The organism is Pseudomonas sp. BIOMIG1BAC, assembly GCF_001705995.2.
In the GTDB taxonomy this organism is placed as follows: Bacteria; Pseudomonadota; Gammaproteobacteria; order Pseudomonadales; family Pseudomonadaceae; genus Aquipseudomonas; species Aquipseudomonas sessilinigenes.
In genome coordinates this window covers 6341930-6362190 of sequence record NZ_CP049045.1, presented here as the reverse complement: position 1 = coordinate 6362190, position 20261 = coordinate 6341930, and the positions used below count along the sequence as shown (strand labels likewise).

Genomic DNA, 20261 nt, shown 5'->3' with positions numbered 1-20261 from the left:
GATCAGTCCAGTAAAGAAAGGGTGACAGGCGTCAGGTGGTTGTCTTCGACCCGCACTTGCAGTTCGCCTTCGCCCAGGCGGGCCGTGAGGCGTTGGCCATTACGGGTTTGCGTGGCGCTGCGGATAGCCTGCCCACGCTCATCCAGGAGAATGCTGTAGCCACGGCCCAATGTGGCCAGGGGGCTGACTACATGCAAAGTCTGCATCTGGCTCTGCAGTTGCAGGCGGCGGGCCTTCAGGCCTTCGCCCATGGCCCGGGGCAGGCGTTCGGCCAGGCTATCCAGGCGTTGGCGCAACAGCGCCAGGTTGCGTCCGGGATGTTGGGCGCCGAGGCGGGTTTCCAGGCGGGCCAGGCGTTCGCGGCGAGTATTCAGGCTGCGCTCGAAAGCCCGGCGCAGGCGCATGTCCAGGTCGTCCAGGCGCTGTGCCTGCTGGCGCAACCGCTCGCCCGGATGGCGCAGGCGCCGGGCCAGGCCATCCAGGCGCAGGCGCTCGCGCAGCAAGCGGTCGCGCATGCGCATCATCAGGCGGCGGTGCAGGCTGTCGACCCGCCGTTGCAGGTCGCTGGAATCCGGGGCCAGCAACTCGGCGGCGGCCGAGGGCGTGGGCGCGCGGACATCGGCTACGAAATCGCTGATGGACACGTCGGTTTCATGGCCGACGGCGCTGACGATCGGTGTCACGCAGTTGGCTACGGCCCGAGCTACCGGCTCCTCGTTGAAGCACCAGAGGTCTTCCAGGGAGCCGCCGCCACGGGCCAGGATCAAGGCGTCGAAGCCTCGGGCATCGGCCAGTTGCAGGGCCCGGACGATCTGCGCCGTGGCTTCGCGGCCTTGTACTGCGGTAGGGATCAAGGTCAGCGAGACTTGAGGCGCGCGGCGGCGGAAGACACTGATGATGTCGCGAATCACCGCTCCGGTGGGCGAACTGATGATGCCAATCCGCTGGGGATGGGCCGGCAGCGGACGCTTGCGCTCGGCACTGAACAGGCCCTCGGCACTGAGCTTGTCCTTCAAGGCCTCGAAGGCCAGGCGCAAGGCACCGTCGCCGGCCGGCTCCACGGTATCGAGGATCAGCTGGTAGTCGCCGCGTCCCTCGAACAGCGAGACTTTGCCCCGGACCTTGACCGCCAGGCCGTCCTTGAGTGCCTGGCGCACCCGCGCGGCGTTCTGCCGGAACAGCGCGCAGCGCACCTGGGCGCCACTGTCCTTGAGGGTGAAGTACACGTGACCGGAAGCCGGACGGGCGAGGTTGGAGATCTCGCCCTCGACCCAGATATTGCTGAACACGTCCTCGAGCAGCACCCGGGCGCGGCCGTTGAGCTGGGTGACGGTGAGGACCTCGCGGTCCAGTCCGAGTCGTGCAAAGGGATCTTTAATCATGGGGCGCAGTTTAAAGGGCTGTTTCCCAATGGGCCAAGGCAAATTGCTTACAGGTAGTCGCGAAAATACTTAACGAATTGTGCCACCAATGGTGTCGGTTCCTGACGGCAGGCGAGGGCGATGACGCTCTGGCAATCGCCATCGGCCAGGGGCAGGAAATGAATGTTGGCCGGAGCGATGTCCTGCATCGACTCAGGGAGCAGGGCGATGCCGAAACCGGCCTGGATCAGCTGCAACTGGGTGGTCTTGCGCGACATCACCCGCGCCGCCTTGGGAAAGAAGCCCTGGCGCATGCATAACTCGGCCGACAGGTAGCTCAAGCCGCCCCGCTGGGGATGGGGGAGGGAGATAAAGGCTTCGTCGCGCAGCTGCGCCAGGTCGACCCCCTTGGCCGGTGGGTCGAGCGCCAGTGGGTGCGCCGGAGGCAATGCCACCAGCAAGGGTTCGCTGAACAACGGGATGACCTGTACGCCTTCGCGTTGGCGCAACACTGGCAGGCGCAACAGGCCGATGTCCAGGCGGCCCTCAGCCAGTTCCTCCAACTGCGCTTCGGAGGACAGCTTGATGATGTCCATCGAGGCTCCGGGGCATTGCTGTAGATAGTGGCTGATCCCCCGTAGCAGGCGCCCGCTCATGGGCACGGTGCTGGAATGGCTCAGGCGCAGGGTCCCCAGTTGCCCCTGGCCGACCTGGGTCGCCAGCTCGCCGGCCTTGTGCAGTTCGGTCAGCAGGTTGCGGGCCTTGGGGAAGAACGCTTCACCGGCGGCCGTCAGGCGCGGCAGGCGTGCGGTGCGCTCGAACAGCGGGGTTTGCAGCAGGCCTTCCAGTTCCTTGATCTGCCGGCTCAGGGCCGACTGGGCGACGAACAGGCGTTCTGCCGCAGCGCTGAAGCTGCCGCATTCGGCGATTTCCACGAAGTAACGCAGTTGACGGGTTGAAATCACAAGTCATGCCTTTTTGCGATGAGTGGGCGGCTTCGACGATATTAGTCGCAAGGCTCGCCTATGGCTAAAGTCGTGGGATACAAGGTCGAGGATGTGGCAGTAATGAGTCTGTTCGTTGAAGGATTGAACCAGTGGGCATTCGGGCCAGGTGCCTGGCTGGCGATTGGCTTGGGCATTGCCCTGGCCTACATCGTGTTCGGTATCGCCGGTTTCGGCACGGCCCTGGTGGCCGGGCCGATCTTGATCCTGTTCATGCCCCTGTCGAAGATCGTGCCGTTGCTGGTGCTGCTGGATTTCATCGCCGCCTTCGGCAACCTCTTGCCCTCGCGCAAGGACGTGGCCAAACCCGAATTGCTGCGCCTGCTGCCGTGCATGGCCGTGGGTTGCACCCTGGGGGTGATCTTCCTGCTCAACCTCAAGTCCGATGTGTTGTTGCTGCTGATGGGGATGTTCATTTGTGCCTATGCCATCTACACCCTCTGGGTGAAGGCCCGTCCGGCGCAGATGGCGGCCGGCTGGTCGGTGCCGATGGGTATCGTGGGCGGCCTGTTCGGTGCCTTGTTCGGCAGTGGCGGCTTCCTTTATGCGATCTACCTGAACAGCCGGTTGCCCAAGGACCCGGCCCGGGCGACCCAGAGCGCGCTGATCAGTTGCAGCACCGTGGTACGCCTGAGCCTGTTCGCCCTGGCCGGGGTCTACGCCGAACTGCCGCTGCTGTTGCTGGCACTGTGCTTGTTGCCGGCCATGGCGTTGGGGTTGTGGATTGGCCGGCGCTTGGCGATGAAACTGTCCCGGGAAACCTTCGTGCGCCTGGTGACCTGGCTGGTATTGGCCAGTGGCATTGCCCTGATCGGCCGTTACTTGAGCGCTTGATCTGCAAGGATCAGGGATTAAGCTGCCGGCCCTCGGCGCTGCTCGTCGCCGAACCGGCTTCTACACTTGGGTGATGGGGCCGGCTCGCCGGCGCTGCGTTTTCCCTGTCCCTCGACGCTCCAGGCTGGACCATGAACTCCCAAAGCATCCTCGTCCCGAAAATCTCCACGCTACCGGTGCATGAGCCCCGGGCCCGCGCCATCGTGCGCTGGCTGGTACGCAAGAATATCGTCGAGGAAACCCTGACCACTTGCGGGCGCACCGGCAACCGCATGGGGCATGCCATCGCGCCAGGTGCCCGGGACGTGGTGTTGCACCCTGAGGCGCTGCCGTTCGGTGAGCCGGTCAATGGCCTGGAGATCATCACCAAGCGCTGCATCTATACCCCGACCAAGGGGTTTCTCGAGGAGGCTGGTTGCGCCGAATGTCGCCAGGAAGTCGGCGAGGCCTTGTTCGAAAGCCTGGAAGACTGGATGCCCGGGCGCACCGACAACTTCACCTGTCCCGAATGCGGCCATGAAGACGACATCAACGGCTTCCTGTTCCTCCAGCCGTGCGGGTTCTCCAACCTGGGCTTCATCTTCAACAACTGGACCGAGGCGGGCTTCAAGCAGAGCTTCATCGATGAGTTCGCCGACTGGCTGGACCAGCCGATGAGCTGGATCAAGGTCCAGTTGTAGATTCTTGGCGAGGGCGCCTGGTTGGCCGGGTGGGCTCTGGCCAGCAGGGCAGGCGCTCTCCATCCATCACTCCAACGATATTAGATCGAGTTTTACATTGAGCCCGGCAGGCTGTCTGAGTATAATGGCGCGCTTCCATTTTCCCGCCCGGGAGCCCCCGCGATGCTGCGTATCAGCCAAGAAGCCCTCACCTTCGACGACATCCTCTTAGTGCCCGGTTATTCCGAAGTACTGCCGAACGAAGTCAGTCTAAAGACCCGTTTGACCCGTGGCATCGAGCTGAATATTCCACTGGTTTCCGCTGCCATGGACACCGTCACTGAAGCCCGTCTGGCGATCGCCATGGCTCAGGAAGGCGGCATCGGCATCATCCACAAGAACATGACCATCGAGCAGCAAGCTGCCGAAGTGCGCAAGGTCAAGCGTTTCGAGGCCGGTGTGGTCAAGGACCCCATCACCATCGAAGCCGACGCCACCGTGCGCGACCTGCTCGACCTGACCAAGACCCACAACATCTCTGGCGTGCCGGTGCTGCACAACGGCGACCTGGTGGGCATCGTGACTTCCCGCGACGTGCGTTTTGAAAGCCGCCTGGAAGTCAGCGTCCGTGAAGTGATGACGCCTAAAGAGCGCCTGGTCACCGTCAAGGATGGGGCTGTCGCCGACAAGTCCGCCGTTCGCGAGCTGCTGCACAAGCACCGCATCGAGCGCGTGCTGATCGTCGATGACGCCTTCGTCCTCAAGGGCATGATGACCGTCAACGACATCGAGAAGGCCAAGGCCTACCCGCTGGCCAGCAAGGACGACCAGGGTCGCCTGCGCGTCGGCGCCGCCGTCGGTACCGGCAAGGACACTGGCGAGCGTGTTGCTGCCCTGGTGGCTGCTGGTGTTGACGTGGTGGTAGTGGATACCGCCCACGGCCATTCCAAGGGCGTGATCGATCGCGTTCGCTGGGTGAAAGAGAACTACCCGCAAGTGCAGGTGATCGGCGGCAACATCGCCACCGGTGCCGCCGCCAAGGCCCTGGCCGACGCTGGCGCCGATGCGGTCAAGGTCGGTATTGGCCCAGGCTCGATCTGCACCACCCGTATCGTTGCCGGTGTCGGCGTGCCGCAGATCAGCGCCATCGCCAACGTGGCAGCGGCACTGGAAGGCACTGGCGTGCCACTGATCGCCGACGGCGGTATCCGCTTCTCCGGCGATCTGTCCAAGGCCATCGTCGCGGGCGCTTCCTGCGTGATGATGGGTTCGATGTTCGCCGGTACCGAAGAGGCTCCTGGTGAGGTCGAACTGTTCCAGGGCCGCTCCTACAAGGCCTACCGCGGCATGGGCTCGCTGGGTGCCATGGCACAGGCGCAAGGCTCTTCGGACCGCTACTTCCAGGACTCCTCGGCCGGTGCCGAGAAGCTGGTTCCGGAAGGTATCGAAGGCCGCGTTCCCTACAAGGGCGCACTGGCCGCGATCATCCACCAGCTGATGGGCGGCCTGCGGTCCTCCATGGGCTACACCGGCAGCGCGACCATCGACGAGATGCGCACCAAGCCGGAGTTCGTACGCATCACCGGTGCCGGCATGGCTGAATCCCACGTCCATGACGTGCAGATCACCAAGGAAGCACCTAACTATCGCGTAGGTTGATAGTGATCGCCTTCAGGTCCAGGCCTGCAGGCGATCGACGAATCTAGTAACCGGGGCTGTGTTTTTCAGCCCCGTGTCGTTTCTGAAATTAGACGAGACTGACCATGGCCCTCGACATTCATGCTCACCGCATCCTGATCCTCGACTTCGGTTCCCAGTACACCCAGCTGATCGCCCGCCGCGTGCGCGAGATCGGCGTGTACTGCGAACTGCACCCGTTCGACATGGACGATGAAGCGATCCGCGAATTCAACCCGCGCGGCATCATCCTGGCCGGTGGCCCGGAGTCGGTCCACGAAGCCAACAGCCCGCGTGCACCGCAGGCAGTATTCGACCTGAAGGTCCCGCTGCTGGGCATCTGCTACGGCATGCAGACCATGGCCGAGCAAATGGGCGGCAAGGTCGAAGGTTCCGAACTGCGCGAATTCGGTTATGCCCGCGTTGACGTGGTTGGCAAGAGCCGCCTGCTGGACGGCATCGAAGACCACGTCGACGACGACGGCGTACTGGGCCTGGACGTGTGGATGAGCCACGGCGACAAGGTCACCCAGATGCCGGGCAACTTCAACATCCTGGCCAGCACCCCGAGCTGCCCGATCGCCGGCATGTTCGACGACGCCCTGGGCTACTACGGCGTGCAGTTCCACCCGGAAGTGACCCACACCAAGCAAGGCGGTCGTATCCTCTCGCGCTTCGTCCAGGACATCTGCGGCTGCGAGGCCCTGTGGACGGCATCGAACATCGTCGAGGACGCCATCGCCCAGGTCCGTGCACAAGTGGGCTCGGCCAACGTCCTGCTGGGCCTGTCCGGCGGTGTCGACTCCTCGGTGGTTGCCGCGCTGCTGCACCGCGCCATCGGCGACCAGCTGACCTGCGTATTCGTCGACAACGGCCTGCTGCGCCTGCACGAAGGCGACCAAGTGATGGCCATGTTCAAGGAGAACATGGGCGTCAAGGTGATTCGTGCCGACGCCGAGAAGCAGTTCCTCGACAACCTGGCCGGTGAAGCCGACCCGGAGAAGAAGCGCAAGATCATCGGTCGCACCTTCATCGACGTGTTCGATGCCCAGGCCAGCAAGCTGGAAAACATCCAGTTCCTCGCCCAGGGCACCATCTACCCCGACGTGATCGAATCGGCTGGCGCCAAGAGCGGCAAGGCCCACGTGATCAAGTCGCACCACAACGTCGGTGGCCTGCCGGAGGAAATGAACCTCAAGCTGGTCGAGCCGCTGCGCGAACTGTTCAAGGACGAAGTGCGCAAGATCGGCCTGGAGCTGGGCCTGCCGTACGACATGGTCTACCGCCACCCGTTCCCGGGCCCGGGCCTGGGCGTGCGTATCCTCGGCGAAGTGAAGAAGGAGTACGCCGACATCCTGCGTCGCGCCGACCACATCTTCATCGAAGAACTGCGCAAGGCCGACTGGTACCACAAGACCAGCCAGGCATTCGTGGTGTTCCAGCCGGTGAAGTCGGTGGGCGTCGTGGGTGACGGTCGTCGCTACGCCTGGGTCGTGGCCCTGCGCGCGGTAGAGACCGTGGACTTCATGACCGCTCGTTGGGCGCACCTGCCGTACGAGCTGCTGGAGACCGTCAGCGGCCGGATCATCAACGAAATCGAAGGCATCTCCCGCGTCACCTACGACGTGTCGAGCAAGCCGCCAGCCACCATCGAGTGGGAATGATCGGCGCCGGGTGATCGGCACTTGATCCATTCGCGGTAAACAATGGCGATCGGAACCTTTGGGGGCCGATCGCCATTTTCGTTCAAGGGCACGTGCATGTGGCGCTATCGGCATTTGTGTTGCGAGTTTTTTGCAAACTAGGCTTTGCAGCCGTCCGGCAATATCACGCAAGACATGTTTGGCGCGTTGTCCCGAGCTTTTCTCTACTCTGAGTCTTCCCCCGCTGTTTCTGTCGCGGTTTATCCGTTGAGCGGGTTTGTTCGGAATTCTCTTGGTTGTCATTTGACAACCTTGTGTTCCTGGCGATACTGGAGGCTACGGATGGCACGTGCAATTCATCCCAATAAGGACGTTGAAATGGCCCTGCGCTACGCCGAATGGCAGGGCTGGCGCATTGAGGTCGGCGGCGGCCATGCCTGGGGCCGAATCTACTGCCCGTACAACAACGAGGTGTGTCGTTGTGGCGAGTTCTGCATCACCAGCGTGTGGAGCACCCCTAAGAATCCGACCCTGCATGCCCGGGCTCTTTGCCGGGTGATCGACAACTGCACCTTGAACCAGCTGCGTGGGGGCAAGCCCCCAGCACCTCGACAGGAGTAAGGACCATGGAGTACCTGTTTACCCTCAATTATCTGCTGCCGGCCGAAGATTGCGACCTCCTGCAACTGGTGGAGCGCCTTGGCGCAGCGGACTGCACCGATGTCCTGGTAGGCACCGGGTTGGCCGGGCGGCTGGCCTTGGAGTTCAGTCGCGAGGCCGAGAGTGCCGAAGCGGCACTGCTCAGTGCCCTGGGGGATATCAAGCGGATCATTCCCGAAGCCCGCTTGGTGGAAGCCAGCCCGGATTTCGTCGGCCTCAGCGAGATCGCGGAGATTGTCGGTGTGTCCCGGCAGAACATGCGCAAGTTGATGCTGGGCCATGCCGAGAGTTTTCCCTTGGCGATTCATGAGGGCAGCGCCTCGTTGTGGCATCTGGCGGAGGTCCTGAGCTGGCTGGACAGCAGAGGCGGTTATTCTCTCGAGCATCCGGTGATCGAAGTGGCGCGGGTGGCCCAGCAAGTGAACGTCGCCAAGGAGTCACTGCGTATCGGGCCATCGAGTGGTGAACTGATCGCTTTACTAGGCTGAATGGCTTCGATAGAGGCCTTGGTCAGTTTTTTGCCAGATGCGGGCGGGGGCTTTGCAGCCGCTGCGTCACGCATCGATCTGGAACAGGCTGCCTGTATCGACATAGCGTGGACTCTTGAGGATCTTGAGTTTTATCAGGTGTACTTCATTTTGCCCGGGAGCGTATTCGCTCGCTTCTTCCGGGCTCAAGACTCGTGGTTTGGACGTTATCTGGAATGTTGTTCCGCAGCCCAGGAGATATTCGCTTTCACTGATTCCAGGGAAAAAGTCGAGGGGAGCGAGCGCAGTGCCCGGTGGGCACTCGATCTCCAGAACCAGCGGAGCAGCAGATGGCGGGATAAACCTGCGCAACACTTGTTTATCGCTCGTAGTCGACATGAAGGCCTGGTACGTGAAATGACCTTCGAGTGCCTGGAGTAATGGCACTGAAAACTCGAAGCCGGATGTCATTCGAAACAAGGTGAGCGTGCTGGTGGGTGTAGCGCAGATGAGTTTCTGCAGGTGCGGCAGGTCATCGATGAACTTATCGATTGGCAGGCCTGCCTTCAGACGGCCATTGAGTTCAAAGGCATAACAGTTGTCGGCGGTTTTGTAGCTTCTGCATACCCGTAGAAGTTCAGCGCAGTCCGGGAGACTGCCCAGGTGTGCCTTGAACGCTTCGTGATGGTTCATGAATATCCTTGATGGATGTCCGCAAATGCTTGAGCACAAGATTCATGGGCGCTGATTACCTGCCCTTGCAGGAGCGGTACCGCGAGTTCGACTGCATTGCCAAACGAATACCGAGCCCACGGTGCTGCTACCTATTGCCGCTTGGCTAAGAGCGACAAGTTCGGTTTTCAGTTTGCCATTGAATCCATTGAAGGTTGTGGAGGGCACTCGATCGCCCGCGTCAGGAAACGCTACGGACCAGTCGTCAAATGTGAGGTGGCCATCAGGCTGTCTCAAGTCTCGCGAGAACAGGTCAGTAAAGGCCTGCCGACGAGTTTCCCGGTTGCTTGCATTCGGATGAGGTGTGTCGAACAGCTTGGTGATATCGCCGGCCCCACCCCCTAATACAAGAAACTTGGCTCCTATTCCCTGGGTGGTGATGAACGCCAGGCGCATTGCATCCTGGACAATGTTCTGGCGGATTTGATGCGTATCGGTGGTGGATCGTGGCCATTTGACTTCGATTGCGCCGTACCAGACAACGGCTCCGGACGAGCGCCCCAACAGGGCAATGTCTACCCGTTTCTTGGTTGTTCCCCAATTGGCCGGTAACTGGCTGGTAGCCGGAAGAAACTGCCCCTGTGCGTTGATAATCTGGGCAACGACGGACCGGGCGGTGTCTTCTCCGGAAAGGTCGTTGAGGTTCTGGGCGGTTTGAAGCTGGTGCCACCCGGCCAGGCCTGAGGTGATCTTTGCAGCCAGAGACGGTCGTTTCATCGCTGCTCCTTGCAATGTTTGCTGAGTTGAGTCTACGGCGCCGGCGCCATTGTGCCGTGTTGGCTCGATTGGCCTTTGGCTGGGCTCCTGGCGCTACGCTCCCCGGCTCAGCGCCGCGCAATATCGGAGAAATAGAACTTGTCCAGGGTATGGCGTGATTCGGTGTACTCGAACTGCCGGCCATCCTGGAGAAAGGTCTGGTTGCTGACCACGATCACATGGCTCTGGCCGTCCAGGTCGAGCAACTGCTGGTCGTCCTTGCTGCGCGGGCTGGCCTCGATGGTGCGTTGGGCGTAGCTGATGTTCAGTTGCAGGGTCTGTTCGATATAGGCGTAGATCGAGTGCTCGGCGATTTGCCGGTCCAGCCCGGGAATCAGCTCCGCGACGAAGTGGTTGATGTCGAGGATCACCCGCTTGCCGTCGATTCGCCGTACCCGCTTGATCCGGGTGACCAGGCTGCCTTCTTCTGCCTGCAGGTGCGCCCGCAGCGATCCTTCGAGAGGAAACTGGCTGAACTCCACCACCTCGGTGCTGACGTCGTCCCCCAGCCGTGGATAGGTTTCCTGGAAACTGACGATGCCACCCAGCTGGAACTCGATGGGAGCGGACGAGAGCACGAAGGTGCCCTTGCCATGGACTTTCTGCGCGAAACCGCGTTCCTGCAGCAGTTCGATGGCCTTGCGTACAGTGCCGCGGCTGGCCTGGTAGCTGTCCATCAGTTCGGTTTCCGAGGGCAGGCGGGCGCCGCGTTCCAGGCGTTCGGTGGTGATGCTGGCAAGCAGATCGCTATAGATCCGGTTGTATTTGCTCATGGGATGGCTCTGTGCCGGACGGTGCTCAAGGCAGGCACCTTAAGGGCTGGGCGGGGCATTTGTCCATGCGCCTGACGCAGGCTCTAGCGAGCCTGGAAGGCGGATCTGGTGGGGAGGCCCGAAGAAAAAACAAACTCGTCTGTACGAGTTGTTGATTTAACTCGTACAGACGAGTAGCTTTCCTCTCCGGCGTGCTGCCAATAACAAGAATCTCAGGTGGAAGAACGAGCATGAGCCACGACTATTCAACGATCGCCAGCGAGTTGCTGCACAGCCTCGGTGGCGCCGACAACCTCGAGCAGGCGGCCCATTGCGTGACGCGCCTGCGCCTGGCCCTGAAGGACCCGAGCCGGGTCGACAGCGCCACGCTCAACCAGATCGACCTGGTCAAGGGCTCGTTCTTCACCGGCGGCCTGTTCCAGGTCGTGATCGGCCCCGGCGAGGTGGAAAAGGTCTACGCGGCGTTGCGCGAGCAGACCGGCCTTGCCGTCTCGACCATTGCCGATGTGAAGCACAAGGGCGCGCAGAAGGCCCACGCCATGCAGCGCCTGGTGCGGGTCTTCTCCGACGTGTTCATGCCGATCCTGCCGGCCCTGATCATCGCCGGGCTGTTGATGGGGGTGAACAACCTGCTGGCCGCCAAGGGCATGTTCATCGAAGGCAAGACCTTGCTTGAGGCCCATCCGGACCTGGACGGGTTGTGGAGCCTGATCAACCTGATGGCCAACACCTCCTTCGTGTTCCTGCCGGCCCTGGTGGGCTGGTCGGCGGCCAAGCGCTTTGGCGGCAGCGAGATTCTCGGCATCGTCCTGGGCCTGATGCTGGTCCACCCGGACCTGCTCAACGCCTGGAACTACGGCAAGGCCGTGGCCGGCCTGGATGGCCAGAGCCTGCCGTACTTCGACATCCTTGGCCTGTTCCAGATCGAGAAGGTCGGCTACCAGGGGCAGATCCTGCCGATCCTGCTGGCCGCCTACGTGATGAGCGTGATCGAGAAGTGGCTGCGGGCGAGGGTGCCCAATGCCATTACCTTGCTGGTGGTGCCCATCACCACCATCGTGGTCACCGGGGTGCTGGCCCTGGCGATCATCGGCCCGGTGACCCGTCACCTGGGGATCCTGATCACCGAGGGCGTGGTCACGCTGTTCGAGCTGGCGCCGATGGTGGGTGGGGCGATCTTCGGCCTGCTCTATGCGCCACTGGTGATCACCGGCATGCACCACATGTTCCTGGCGGTCGACCTGCAACTGATCTCTACCCAGGGCGGCACCTTCATCTGGCCGATGATCGTCATGTCCAACCTGGCCCAGGGCAGTGCCGCCCTGGCGGTATTCACCATGAGCCGTAACGCCCGGGACCGCAGCATGGCCTCGACCTCGGCGGTCTCGGCGTATTTCGGCATCACCGAGCCGGCGATGTTCGGGGTCAACCTGCGCTACAAGTTTCCGTTCTACGCCGCGCTGATCGGCTCGGCCCTGGGCAGCGTCGTTCTCTCGTTGAACAAGGTCCAGGCCTCGGCCATCGGTGTCGGCGGGCTGCCGGGATTCATCTCGATCATTCCCCAATACATCCCGATGTTCGTCGTTGGCATGGTCGTGGCCCTGGTGGTGCCCTTCGTCCTCACTTGCGGCCTGAGCCTGAAGATCATCCGTCCCGGTTACCGAGTGGCCTGACCGGGCCAACAGGAGGCGGTGAATGCTTGTGCACTTTCCAAAGGAATTTCCCATGCAAGACTGGCAGCGCTCGGTGATCTACCAGATCTACCCGAAAAGTTTTCACAGCCACTCAGGACAGGCCACCGGCGACCTGCTGGGCGTAGTAGACAAGCTCGACTATCTGCACTGGCTGGGGGTCGACTGCCTGTGGCTGACTCCGTTCCTGCGTTCGCCGCAGCGGGACAATGGCTATGACATCAGTGACTACTACGCCATCGATCCCAGCTACGGCAGCATGGCCGATTGCGAACTGTTGATCGCGGAGGCCGGCAAGCGCGGCATCAAGCTGATGCTCGACATCGTGGTCAACCACACCTCCATCGAGCACAGCTGGTTCCAGCAGGCCCGCAGCAGCCTGGACAACCCTTACCGGGACTTCTACATCTGGCGCGACGAGCCCAACAACTGGGAGTCCAAGTTCGGCGGCTCGGCTTGGGAGTACGAGGCGCAGACCGGCCAGTACTACCTGCACCTGTTCGATCACACCCAGGCCGATCTGAACTGGGACAACCCGCGGGTGCGCGCCGAAGTCTTCAAGATGATGCGCTTCTGGCGGGACAAGGGGGTCGGCGGCTTTCGCCTGGATGTGATCAACCTGATCTCCAAGCCGGCGGATTTTCCCGAAGACCAGAGCGACGGCCGACGTTTCTATACCGATGGCCCGAACGTCCATGAGTACCTGCAGGAGATGCATCGGGAGGTGTTCGCCGGCCACGATCTGGTGAATGTCGGCGAGATGTCCTCCACCCGCCTGGAGCACTGCATCCGCTACTCGAACCCGGAGTCGAAGGAGCTGTCGATGACCTTCAACTTCCATCACCTGAAGGTGGACTACCCCAACCAGCAGAAGTGGTTGCGGGCCGATTTCGACTTCCTCGAGCTCAAGCGCATTCTTTCCGATTGGCAATGCGGCATGCAGGCTGGTGGCGGTTGGAACGCGTTGTTCTGGTGCAATCACGACCAGCCTCGGGTGGTATCGCGGTTCGGCGATGACGGCGAGCATCGGGTGGTGTCGGCGAAGATGCTGGCCACCGCCTTGCACCTGCTGCAGGGCACGCCCTTCGTCTACCAGGGCGAAGAGCTGGGCATGACCAATCCGCATTTCCAGCGCATCGAGCAATACCGCGACGTCGAGACCCTGAACATCTACCGCCTCAAGCGCGAGGCTGGTGAAGACCCGCAACAGATCATGGCGGCGATCCAGCAGAAGTCCCGGGACAACGGACGTACACCCATGCAGTGGAATGCCGGGGCCAACGCCGGCTTCAGCAGCGCCGAGCCCTGGATCGAGGTCGCAGCCAATGCCGACCGGATCAATGTCGAGGCGCAGCAAGAGGACCCGCAATCGGTGTTGCACCACTATCGTCGGTTGATCGCCTTGCGTCGGGAACAGGCGTTGATCCAGCACGGCATCTACCGCCAATTGCTGCCCGACCACCCACAGCTCTGGATCTACGTGCGCGAAGGGCAGGGCGAGCGCCTGCTGGTGGTGAACAACTTCTATGGCGCGTCGTGCGAGGTCCAATTGCCGCCGCAGATTATCGCGCCGGGTATGCAACAGCGGCAGTTGATCAGCAACTACCTGGGCGATGCCGTGCGCAGCCGGCAGTTGCTGTTGCGGCCCTATGAGTCCTTCGTTCTGTACCTGGCCGACGCCTAGTAGCCAGGTGGCTTTTGCCGTTTGCCAGGCATGCGCTGTACCGGAGCCCGCGCAGGGCCTCGCGCCGGCCTGCCGGCGCCTGCGGATATCACAATAAAAATAATGGGGTGGCTTATGAAAACAACGATCAATCGCGGTTTGGCGGCGTCCTGCCTGTGCCTGGCCTTGCCTTATCCGGCCCAGGCCCTGGAGTTTGCCGGCTACCTGCGCAGTGGCCTCGGCACTTCGGTCAACAGTGGCGGGCAATCGTGCTTCCAGCTTCCCGGCGCGCCATCCAAATACCGCCTGGGCAACGAGTGCGAGCAGTACGCCGAGCTGGAGCTGCGCCAGGACCTGTACACCCTCGAGGACGGTTCGGTGCTCAGCATCGATGGCATGGCCTCGCTCAACAACCGCTACGACCGCAACCTGACCTTCCAGGGGGAGAACGGCTCGGCGCGCATGCCGCAGATGTATGCCCAATGGTCGAAGCTGCCCAGCCTCAATGGCGGTTCGCTGTGGGCCGGGCGTCGTTACTACAAGCGTAACGACATCCATATCTCCGACTTCTACTACTGGAACCAGAGCGCCACCGGCGGCGGGGTCGAGGACGTGCGCATCGGCGATCTGAAATACAGCTATGCCTTTTCTCGCAAGGACAACCTCTACCAGAAGCAGGCGGTGACCCGTCATGACTTCAACGTCGCCGGCTTCCAGAGCAATCCCGGCGGCGAGTTGGAGCTGGGCCTGAGCTACTTGGAAAAGCCCGATCGCCGTGGTGCTCACAACGGTTGGGCGATCACCACCCAGCATGTGCAGCAGGGTTTTCTGGGCGGCAAGAACAAGCTCGCCCTGCAATACGGCGAGGGCCCGGGTACCGGCCTGGGCTATACCGGCAACTCCTACCTGGATGACAGCAACAAGAGCTATCGCCTGGTGGAGTTTTTCGACTGGCAACTGACCCCGCGATTCGGCGGTCAGTTTGAGGCGGTCTATCAGAAGGACATTCGCCCCGACGGCCAGGACCAGAGCTGGATCTCCCTTGGCGTGCGCCCGGCCTATGCCATCACCGAGCAGTTCAAGCTGGTGGCCGAGTTCGGCCACGATCAGGTGGAGGCCCCCGGGGGCACACGCAAGCTCAGCAAGTTCACTTTCGCGCCGACCTGGTCGCCCAAGGGGCCAGAGTTCTGGGCCCGTCCCGAGGTGCGCCTGTATTACACCTATGCCAGCTGGAACGAGGCGGCCCAGCGTGCGGCCAACCAACTGGCGGCCGGCTCCGCGCTGTCCGACAGCGGTGCGTTTGGCAGCGCCCGACATGGGGCGAACGTCGGTTTGCAGGTCGAGTACTGGTGGAAATAAGCGATGCTGTCGGGGCTCGCGCTCCATCGGCACTTCAAGGAATCAACAGCAGGTGACGTCATGGCCATAACCCAACCCTTGCAATTGCTCGCGCCCCTGTCCGGGGTGCTGCTGCCCCTGGAGCAGGTGCCGGATCCGGTGTTCTCCAGCCGGGTGATCGGCGACGGCGTGTGCATCGACCCAACCTCCCAGACCCTTTGCGCGCCCCTGTCCGGGGTGGTCAGCAACCTGCAGCACAGTGGCCATGCGGTGAGCATTACCGGCGAGCAGGGCCAGCAGGTATTGATGCACATCGGGCTGGACACGGTGAACCTGGCGGGCAAGGGATTCACCTGCCTGGTCCATGAAGGCCAGCAGGTGGTGGCGGGACAGGCGCTGATCGAGTTCGACGCCGACTACCTGGCCCTGCATGCCCGCAGCCTGCTGACCCTGATGCTGGTGGTCAGCGGCGAGCCGGTGACCACGCTGGTGGACGATCGCCGGCTGGTGGAGCAGGGCCAGCCGCTGCTTCAGCTCGCTCCAGCGGCCCTGGGCGCTGCCGAGGACGCTGAGGCCGAGGGCGAGGCGCTGTTTTCCAAGCCGCTGATCCTGGGCAACCCCCAGGGCCTGCATGCGCGCCCGGCGGCCTTGCTGGCCCAGGCTGCCAAGGGTTTTGCCGCGAACATCTGCCTGCACCGGCGCACCGACTCGGCCAACGCCAAGTCCCTGGTATCGATCATGGCGTTGCAGACGGTCCAGGGCGATGCCTTGCAGGTCAGTGCCGTGGGCGCGGATGCCGAGCAGGCGATCCAGGCCCTGGTGGCGCTGCTGGCCTCCGGCTGTGGGGAGCAGGTCGCTGCGCTGCCCAAAGCCGTATCCCCAGCTGTATCGGATGCTGCCCCCGGGGCCATCCTGCGTGGGGTCTGTGCTTCACCGGGCTCGGCCTTCGGCCAGGTACTGCAGGTGGTGCCGCAGCGTTTGCAGATCATTGAACAGGCAGACAACCCGCAGCAGGAGCGCCAAGTCCTGGCGCGGGCCCTGCGCCAGGCCGCCAGTGCCCTGCAACAGCTGCGGGACGATGCCCCGGGTGAAGCGCAACAGAACATCTTCCGCGCGCACCAGGAGCTGCTGGACGACCCGAGCCTGCTGGAGCAGGCCGAGTCGCTGATTGCCAGCGGCAAGAGTGCCGCCTTTGCCTGGAACCGCGCCATCGAGGTCACCGCCCAGCTGTTCCAAAGCCTGGGCAGCAGCCTCTTGGCCGAGCGTGCGGTGGATCTGGCGGATGTTGGCCAGCGGGTATTGGAGCTGATTCTTGGCGTGCAGGAACAGGCCCTGGACCTGCCGGACCAGGCCATCCTGGTGGCCGAGCAATTGACCCCTTCGCAAACCGCGAGCCTGGATACCACCAGGGTGCTGGGTTTTGTCACCGTGGGCGGCGGCGCCACCAGCCATGTGGCGATCCTGGCCCGAGCCCTGGGGCTGCCGGCGCTCTGTGGCCTGTCGCCCCAGGTACTGTCACTGGCAGACGGTACGCCGGTACTGCTGGACGCCGACCGTGGCGAACTGCACCGGGACCCGGATCCGCAGTTGCTGCGGCAACTGGATACCCAGCGCGAACAACAACGCCAGCGCCAGCACCGGGACCTGGCCCAGGCGGCGCTGCCGGCGGTAACCCTCGATGGTCATCACCTTGAGGTCACGGCCAACATTGCCTGCCTGGCGGAGGCCGAGCAGGCCGTCAGCCTGGGGGGCGATGGTGTCGGCCTGTTGCGTTCGGAGTTTCTCTACCAGGACCGTACCCAGGCGCCGAGCCCGCAGGAACAGGCAGCTACTTATCAGGCCATCGCCCAGGCCCTGGGGCCCGAACGCAACCTGGTGGTGCGGACTTTGGATGTGGGCGGCGACAAACCCCTGGCCTATGTACCGATGGACAGCGAGGCCAACCCCTTTCTCGGCCTGCGCGGCATTCGCCTGTGCCTGGCGCGTCCGGAGCTGTTGCAGGAGCAATTCCGGGCGATCCTGGCCAGTGCCGGGCAGGCCCGCTTGCACATCATGTTGCCGATGGTCAGCCAGCTCGCGGAGCTGCGCCAGGCGCGCCAGTTGCTGGAGCAGGAGGTCCAGGCCCTGGGGCTCGCGCAATCGCCCAAGCTGGGAATCATGATCGAGGTACCGTCGGCGGCGTTGCTGGCGGATCGTTTTGCCCCGGAGGTGGATTTCTTCTCCATCGGTACCAACGACCTGACCCAGTACACCCTGGCCATGGACCGCGATCACCCGCGCCTGGCCAGCCAGGCCGACAGCTTCCACCCGGCGGTGCTGCGCCTGATCGCCACCACGGTCCGGGCTGCCCATGCCCACGGCAAGTGGGTCGGTGTGTGCGGTGCGCTGGCTTCTGAAACCCTTGCGGTGCCGCTGTTGCTGGGCCTGGGGGTGGATGAGTTGTCGGTGAGCGTGCCGCTGATCCCGGCCATCAAGGCCCGGGTGCGGGAGCTGGACCTGGTCCAGTGCCAGGCGCTGGCCGCGCGTATCGTCGATCTGGAGGATGCTGCCCAGGTGCGTGAATGCCTGCACCGCCAGCCGCTTGCTGCTCACTCACCGGTCCTGGAGAACTGAAGATGTTCGAGAAACTACAGCGGGCGTTCTGGAAAGCCCTGACCCCGGACCTGGTGCCCGACCAGCCGAAAGCGCCCAAGGCTGGCGGTCATGCCCTGGATGAACCGACGCTGGCGGCATTGGGCGGACATGCCAATATCAAGAGCCAGCAATGGCTGGCCCTGACCCGGTTGCGCCTGGAGCTGCATGACCCGCAATTGCTCGACAGCACTGCCCTGCAAAGGGCAGGGGTGCCGGCGGTGATGCCCCTGGCGGGCGGCGTGGTGCACCTGTTGTTGGGGTTGCGCGACTGAGCGCAGCCACGGCCCTGCATCTGCGTCCCGTCGCCGCGCCGGCCTTACTGTTTCTCAACTGCGGGTGTATCGTATTCGCCTTTTTGCGGGCCCGGGTCCGCGGCAGATACGTGAGGTAGTTGAGTCCATGTCCTTTACCCGTCGACAAATACTCGGTGGTCTGGCCGGTCTGGTGGTGGTTGGCGTGGGCGCCGGCGGTGCGTCGCGATACTGGCTGGGCAAGGTTGCGGACGACAATGCCGGGCACGACTACGAGCTGATCGCCGCTCCGTTGGATGTCGAACTGGTAGCGGGTTTCAAGACCCAGGCCTGGGCTTTCGGGCCGTCGGCGCCGGGCACAGAATTGCGGGTCCGCCAGGGCACCTGGTTGCGGGTGCGTTTCATCAACCACCTGCCGGTAGAAACCACCATCCATTGGCACGGCATCCGCCTGCCGCTGGAAATGGACGGCGTGCCCTACGTCTCGCAACTGCCGGTCAAGCCGGGCGAATTCTTCGACTACAAATTCCGCGTGCCGGATGCCGGCAGCTACTGGTACCACCCCCACGTCAGCAGCTCCGAAGAGCTGGGGCGGGGGCTGGTGGGCCCGCTGATCGTCGAGGAGCGCGAGCCGACCGGCTTCAAGCATGAGCGCACCCTGAGCCTGAAGACCTGGCACGTGGACGAGCAGGGCGCCTGGATGCCCTTCAGCGTACCGCGCGAGGCCGCGCGCAATGGCACCGCGGGGCGCCTGATCACCATCAACGGCCAGGCCGAGGCGGTGACCGAGCTGCCGGCCGGGCAGGTGGTGCGGGTGCGCCTGCTGAACCTGGACAACACCTGGACCTATCGCCTGAACCTCAAGGGCAACTGCGAGGCGATGATCTACGCCCTCGACGGCAACCCGATCACCCCGCGCCCGCTGGACGACGATTATTGGCTGGGACCGGGCATGCGCATCTGCCTGGCCATTCGCATTCCCGAGGCGGGCGAGGAGATTTCCCTGCGCGATGGTTTCGTGCGCCTGGGCACTCTGCGCTCGGTAGCCAGCAGCGAAGCCCCGGGCGACTGGCCCAAGGCGCTGCCGGCCAACCCCATCGCCGAACCGGACCTGGAAAAGGCCGAGAAGCTCAACTTCAATTTCGAGTGGGCCGGCAAGGTCTCGGTGAATACCGAGAACGGCAAGCCGCCGAGCCTGTGGCAGATCAACGGCCAGGCCTGGGATATCACCGACAAGACCTGCGCCGATCGCCCGATCGCCACCTTGAAGAAGGGCAAGAGCTACATCTTCGAACTCAAGAACATGACCCAATACCAGCACCCGATCCACTTGCACGGCATGAGCTTCAAGGTGATCGCTTCCAATCGCCGCAAGATCGTCGAGCCCTGGTTCACCGACACCTACCTGCTGGGCAAGAACGAACGCGCCCAGGTGGCGCTGGTGGCCGATAACCCGGGCACCTGGATGTTCCATTGCCATGTGATCGACCACATGGAAACCGGCCTGATGGCCGCGATCGAGGTGGTGTGATGCGCCAGATTCGCCCGGCCTCGATCATCGATCGCAGCCGCGACCAAGAGTTCATGCGCGAGGCCCTGGCCCTGGCTACCCAGGGGGCCGCCCTTGGGGAGGTTCCCGTGGGTGCGGTGCTGGTGCTCGATGGGCAGGTCATCGGCCGCGGCTACAACTGCCCGATCAGCGGTAGCGACCCCAGCGCCCATGCCGAGATGGTGGCCATTCGCGCCGCAGCCCAGACGGTGAGCAACTACCGCCTGCCGGGCAGTACCCTGTACGTCACCCTGGAGCCCTGCAGCATGTGTGCCGGGCTGATCGTCCATTCGCGCATCGCGCGGGTGGTCTACGGCGCTTTGGAGCCCAAGGCGGGCATCGTGCAGAGCCAGGGACAGTTCTTCACCCAGGGGTTTCTCAACCACCGGGTGCTGTACGAGGGCGGGGTACTGGCCGAGGAGTGCGGCACGGTGCTCAGCGAGTTCTTCAAGGCGCGGCGGGCCAGCCGCGACTGAACACCACCCCCTGCCGGAGCGAAGCTTGCTCGCGATGACATCAGCCCGGGCATGCTCACCTTGAATCGGGCTTGATGTTCGATATCGCTATCG

18 protein-coding genes are annotated in these 20261 nt (G+C 63.2%); 13 read left to right on the top strand and 5 right to left on the bottom strand.

Annotated elements, in window-relative coordinates; translation table 11 throughout:
* Window positions 1-2: 2 nt before the first annotated feature.
* A complete protein-coding gene (gene xseA / locus ATY02_RS29475) occupies window positions 3-1382 on the bottom strand; it encodes an exodeoxyribonuclease VII large subunit (protein WP_068584771.1) in 1380 nt (459 codons plus the stop codon).
* Window positions 1383-1429: 47 nt separating this feature from the next.
* On the bottom strand, window positions 1430-2326 hold the full coding sequence (locus tag ATY02_RS29470) for a LysR family transcriptional regulator (RefSeq protein WP_068584773.1): 897 nt from the start codon (window positions 2324-2326) through the stop codon (window positions 1430-1432).
* A 102-nt stretch (window positions 2327-2428) separates the two neighbouring features.
* On the opposite strand from ATY02_RS29470, the gene ATY02_RS29465 reads away from it, so the two are divergent.
* The 6 genes from ATY02_RS29465 (at window position 2429) to ATY02_RS29440 (ending at window position 8326) form a co-directional block, all read left to right on the top strand.
* A complete protein-coding gene (locus ATY02_RS29465) occupies window positions 2429-3199 on the top strand; it encodes a sulfite exporter TauE/SafE family protein (protein ID WP_068584775.1) in 771 nt (256 codons plus the stop codon).
* A 131-nt stretch (window positions 3200-3330) separates the two neighbouring features.
* Complete coding sequence (locus ATY02_RS29460) at window positions 3331-3879, top strand: sugar ABC transporter ATPase (RefSeq protein ID WP_068584777.1); 549 nt, start codon at window positions 3331-3333, stop codon at window positions 3877-3879.
* Window positions 3880-4041: 162 nt separating this feature from the next.
* Window positions 4042-5517 carry an IMP dehydrogenase gene (guaB, locus tag ATY02_RS29455; RefSeq protein WP_022640682.1) on the top strand — a complete coding sequence of 492 codons (1476 nt, stop codon included), beginning with the start codon at window positions 4042-4044 and terminating at the stop codon, window positions 5515-5517.
* Window positions 5518-5621: 104 nt separating this feature from the next.
* Window positions 5622-7199, top strand: a complete 1578-nt coding sequence (gene guaA, locus ATY02_RS29450) for a glutamine-hydrolyzing GMP synthase (RefSeq protein WP_068584779.1) — start codon at window positions 5622-5624, stop codon at window positions 7197-7199.
* Window positions 7200-7520: 321 nt separating this feature from the next.
* Entirely contained in the window at window positions 7521-7799 is a 279-nt protein-coding gene (locus ATY02_RS29445) for a hypothetical protein (RefSeq protein ID WP_068584780.1), read from the top strand.
* Between the two features lie 5 nt (window positions 7800-7804).
* The gene (locus tag ATY02_RS29440) at window positions 7805-8326 is read left to right on the top strand and encodes a helix-turn-helix transcriptional regulator (protein WP_068584782.1); all 522 of its coding nucleotides are present in this window, start codon (window positions 7805-7807) and stop codon (window positions 8324-8326) included.
* A 66-nt stretch (window positions 8327-8392) separates the two neighbouring features.
* On the opposite strand, the gene ATY02_RS29435 is transcribed toward ATY02_RS29440, so the two are convergent.
* From ATY02_RS29435 to treR, 3 genes are all read right to left on the bottom strand, one after another.
* The gene (locus ATY02_RS29435) at window positions 8393-8998 is read right to left on the bottom strand and encodes a hypothetical protein (protein ID WP_068584785.1); all 606 of its coding nucleotides are present in this window, start codon (window positions 8996-8998) and stop codon (window positions 8393-8395) included.
* 42 nt (window positions 8999-9040) lie between these two features.
* A complete protein-coding gene (locus tag ATY02_RS29430; protein ID WP_068584789.1) occupies window positions 9041-9754 on the bottom strand; it encodes a hypothetical protein in 714 nt (237 codons plus the stop codon).
* Window positions 9755-9861: 107 nt separating this feature from the next.
* Entirely contained in the window at window positions 9862-10566 is a 705-nt protein-coding gene (gene treR / locus ATY02_RS29425) for a trehalose operon repressor (protein WP_068584791.1), read from the bottom strand.
* 230 nt (window positions 10567-10796) lie between these two features.
* Here treR and treP point away from each other — a divergent pair, with 230 nt between their 5' ends.
* The 7 genes from treP (at window position 10797) to tadA (ending at window position 20168) form a co-directional block, all read left to right on the top strand.
* On the top strand, window positions 10797-12239 hold the full coding sequence (gene treP / locus ATY02_RS29420) for a PTS system trehalose-specific EIIBC component (protein WP_068584793.1): 1443 nt from the start codon (window positions 10797-10799) through the stop codon (window positions 12237-12239).
* A gap of 52 nt (window positions 12240-12291) precedes the next feature.
* On the top strand, window positions 12292-13941 hold the full coding sequence (gene treC, locus ATY02_RS29415; RefSeq protein ID WP_068584794.1) for an alpha,alpha-phosphotrehalase: 1650 nt from the start codon (window positions 12292-12294) through the stop codon (window positions 13939-13941).
* Between the two features lie 114 nt (window positions 13942-14055).
* A complete protein-coding gene (locus ATY02_RS29410; protein ID WP_068584803.1) occupies window positions 14056-15279 on the top strand; it encodes a maltoporin in 1224 nt (407 codons plus the stop codon).
* A gap of 60 nt (window positions 15280-15339) precedes the next feature.
* Window positions 15340-17871: a phosphoenolpyruvate--protein phosphotransferase gene (gene ptsP, locus ATY02_RS29405; protein WP_068584806.1), complete on the top strand. Its 2532-nt coding sequence runs from the start codon at window positions 15340-15342 to the stop codon at window positions 17869-17871.
* Window positions 17872-17873: 2 nt separating this feature from the next.
* Window positions 17874-18164 (top strand): PTS transporter subunit EIIB, encoded by a 291-nt coding sequence (locus ATY02_RS29400; RefSeq protein ID WP_068584808.1) that lies wholly within the window; start codon window positions 17874-17876, stop codon window positions 18162-18164.
* 127 nt (window positions 18165-18291) lie between these two features.
* Window positions 18292-19674 (top strand): multicopper oxidase family protein, encoded by a 1383-nt coding sequence (locus ATY02_RS29395; protein ID WP_068584812.1) that lies wholly within the window; start codon window positions 18292-18294, stop codon window positions 19672-19674.
* Window positions 19674-20168: a tRNA adenosine(34) deaminase TadA gene (gene tadA / locus ATY02_RS29390; protein WP_068584815.1), complete on the top strand. Its 495-nt coding sequence runs from the start codon at window positions 19674-19676 to the stop codon at window positions 20166-20168. The genes ATY02_RS29395 and tadA overlap by 1 nt, the downstream gene beginning before the upstream one ends.
* The last annotated feature ends 93 nt before the right edge of the window (window positions 20169-20261 follow it).

What these genes read in the sequence shown, in the direction of transcription:
- treC (WP_068584794.1), top strand. Translation starts at nt 12,292, where the DNA reads ATGCAAGACTGGCAGCGCTCGGTGATCTACCAGATCTACCCGAAAAGT.
- ATY02_RS29460 (WP_068584777.1), top strand. Translation starts at nt 3,331, where the DNA reads ATGAACTCCCAAAGCATCCTCGTCCCGAAAATCTCCACGCTACCGGTG.
- ATY02_RS29445 (WP_068584780.1), top strand. Translation starts at nt 7,521, where the DNA reads ATGGCACGTGCAATTCATCCCAATAAGGACGTTGAAATGGCCCTGCGC.
- ATY02_RS29400 (WP_068584808.1), top strand. Translation starts at nt 17,874, where the DNA reads ATGTTCGAGAAACTACAGCGGGCGTTCTGGAAAGCCCTGACCCCGGAC.
- ATY02_RS29440 (WP_068584782.1), top strand. Translation starts at nt 7,805, where the DNA reads ATGGAGTACCTGTTTACCCTCAATTATCTGCTGCCGGCCGAAGATTGC.
- ATY02_RS29465 (WP_068584775.1), top strand. Translation starts at nt 2,429, where the DNA reads ATGAGTCTGTTCGTTGAAGGATTGAACCAGTGGGCATTCGGGCCAGGT.
- xseA (WP_068584771.1), bottom strand. Translation starts at nt 1,382, where the DNA reads ATGATTAAAGATCCCTTTGCACGACTCGGACTGGACCGCGAGGTCCTC.
- ATY02_RS29435 (WP_068584785.1), bottom strand. Translation starts at nt 8,998, where the DNA reads ATGAACCATCACGAAGCGTTCAAGGCACACCTGGGCAGTCTCCCGGAC.
- tadA (WP_068584815.1), top strand. Translation starts at nt 19,674, where the DNA reads ATGCGCCAGATTCGCCCGGCCTCGATCATCGATCGCAGCCGCGACCAA.
- ATY02_RS29430 (WP_068584789.1), bottom strand. Translation starts at nt 9,754, where the DNA reads ATGAAACGACCGTCTCTGGCTGCAAAGATCACCTCAGGCCTGGCCGGG.
- treR (WP_068584791.1), bottom strand. Translation starts at nt 10,566, where the DNA reads ATGAGCAAATACAACCGGATCTATAGCGATCTGCTTGCCAGCATCACC.
- guaA (WP_068584779.1), top strand. Translation starts at nt 5,622, where the DNA reads ATGGCCCTCGACATTCATGCTCACCGCATCCTGATCCTCGACTTCGGT.
- treP (WP_068584793.1), top strand. Translation starts at nt 10,797, where the DNA reads ATGAGCCACGACTATTCAACGATCGCCAGCGAGTTGCTGCACAGCCTC.
- guaB (WP_022640682.1), top strand. Translation starts at nt 4,042, where the DNA reads ATGCTGCGTATCAGCCAAGAAGCCCTCACCTTCGACGACATCCTCTTA.
- ATY02_RS29410 (WP_068584803.1), top strand. Translation starts at nt 14,056, where the DNA reads ATGAAAACAACGATCAATCGCGGTTTGGCGGCGTCCTGCCTGTGCCTG.
- ATY02_RS29395 (WP_068584812.1), top strand. Translation starts at nt 18,292, where the DNA reads ATGTCCTTTACCCGTCGACAAATACTCGGTGGTCTGGCCGGTCTGGTG.
- ptsP (WP_068584806.1), top strand. Translation starts at nt 15,340, where the DNA reads ATGGCCATAACCCAACCCTTGCAATTGCTCGCGCCCCTGTCCGGGGTG.